Annotated in this window: 2 protein-coding genes; both read right to left on the reverse strand. The window is 40.2% G+C overall.

From position 1 onward, the window contains the following. Nucleotides 1-179 precede the first annotated feature (179 nt). Nucleotides 180-620 carry a hypothetical protein gene (locus Q0546_RS04835; protein ID WP_298791022.1) on the reverse strand — a complete coding sequence of 147 codons (441 nt, stop codon included), beginning with the start codon at nt 618-620 and terminating at the stop codon, nt 180-182. 109 nt (nt 621-729) lie between these two features. Continuing rightward, a complete protein-coding gene (locus Q0546_RS04840; protein WP_298791024.1) occupies nt 730-1,260 on the reverse strand; it encodes a chemotaxis protein in 531 nt (176 codons plus the stop codon). Nucleotides 1,261-1,296 lie beyond the last annotated feature (36 nt).

The following is a 1,296-nucleotide window of genomic DNA, read 5'->3' on the forward strand; positions in this document are numbered from 1 at the left end:
ATCATCAAAGCTAGCCACATCATCATAGGTGCTTAATTCTTTTAAATAGCGAGCGTTTTAATGGCGCTCGCTAGCTTGATTTGCTTGAATTTAAATTTAATCTCGAATTTATATCACTTAACTAAAAAACAAATTTAAAGGCTAAATTTGAGTGATTTTATTAGTGTGCAAATTTACCGCTAAACTTCCTCCCAAAATCTCGGTTTCGTTTTGATCGTATCCTCATCTTTCTCGTGCAAAATTTGCAAAAACTCTTTAAAATTTGGCGTAAAAAGCGAAGCGGCGGGTGCAAATTTATACTCGCTCATGCCGTCTTTCTCAAACTCGTCCGCAAAACAAATCCGCCAAATTCTAGCGCTATTTATCCATATTTTCGTGCCCTCAAGCGCTGCAATTTGCTCAAATTTATACTTTGCAACAAACTCCTGCCCTCTAAAAACATAGATGTAATTTTGATCAAACCAAAGGCTTTCACGCGAGATGAAAAACCGCTCCAACCAAAGTAAAAACGGCCGCACGGAAAGTCTTTTTATCGCGCTTGATTCGCTCGTTTCGTCTATTGCAGCGAGCTGACGGGGGCTAAGCTTGCTAGGATTTCGCCAAAATATAGTCCAAATCATCCCGCCAAAAAGCAAAACGTTAAAAGTTATGATTAAAATTGCGATTATTTTTAAAATTTGAGCCCTTTCAAAAATGCAAATTTAGTCCCCGCGTCGCTTGCTACCGAGCTTAAGCCACTTTTTTGATGCCGTTAAATTTAGCGCCTTTAAATTTGAGTTCGCCGCAAAATCTCTTGCCAAATTTCGCCTCAACTATGAGAACTAGCACGAAAAATATCTTTTCGTCGTTTAAAAAGGCGATTTGGCGTAGGGTTTGATCGGCACCGTTAAATTTGACGCCATTTTCGCGCAATGTGCGGCAAAACTCGGTCTCGTCAAAACCAAGCCTTTGCGAGATTTCGGCTATCGTATATGGCTCTAGCGATGCGATGATGCGGTCCATGTTGCACATGCTCGGGTTTTTGCGGCGAGTGACGACGTCTATGAATTCATTTGCGAGTTTGATGAGCTTTTTCTTGCGATTTATCACGTGCAAAACAGCTGCGAGCGCAACCAAAAAGCCCGCAAATTTATGCGCTCCCATCCAAAATTCGCCGTACTCTCCGAGAGTAAAATTTACTCCCGAAAACGCGAGCAGACAAAGTCCAAAAATCAGCGTGCAAATGAGGTAAAATTTATAAACGATCTCAAATTTGAGCATAAAATCTCCTAAAATATATTTTTGAAATTATACATT

It is taken from the genome of uncultured Campylobacter sp., assembly GCF_937997465.1.
Classification (GTDB): domain Bacteria; phylum Campylobacterota; class Campylobacteria; order Campylobacterales; family Campylobacteraceae; genus Campylobacter_A.